Annotated in this window: 1 protein-coding gene; it reads left to right on the forward strand. The window is 56.1% G+C overall.

Features of this window, described 5'->3' with window-relative positions:
- The coding region (locus DX873_RS19015; RefSeq protein WP_181899568.1) for a hypothetical protein at positions 1 to 524 on the forward strand (524 nt) is incomplete at both ends.

Consider the following 524-nt stretch of genomic DNA (forward strand, 5'->3'; position numbering starts at 1 on the left):
GGCACCTCGATCACGGTAACGGATGCCGGTGGCACCCTGAGCCAGGACCTTGACGGTACCTTCGCCACGGACGCTGAACTTGCCGCGCTGAACACGGACGATGCCGATGCCGATCCCACGAACGAGTACAACACCGGAAGTGGAATTACGGCCGGTAGTGTGGAGATCACCGATGCCGGGGGAACTGAATCTGTCAACCTTATAAGTGCAGATGCCAACAACGACATCAGTGCAGGTACCGATGGGGCACTTTATCTGAACGTTGCTTCGGTATCCATTTCAGAGACCAATACCTCATTATCCTTTGACAGTGGGACAGGTCAATTGACCTATACAAATGAATTGGGCAACAACCCTGTGGTGGACCTATCAAGTTTGGAGGACGATGCGGATGCCGATCCGACCAACGAATACAACACTGCCGTTGGCCTTACGGGCACCTCGATCACGGTGACGGATGCCGGAGGCACCCTGAGCCAGGACCTTGACGGTACCTTCGCCACGGACGCTGAGCTCGCTGCGCT

It is taken from the genome of Flagellimonas nanhaiensis (assembly GCF_003382275.1).
Taxonomy (GTDB): Bacteria; Bacteroidota; Bacteroidia; order Flavobacteriales; family Flavobacteriaceae; genus Flagellimonas; species Flagellimonas nanhaiensis.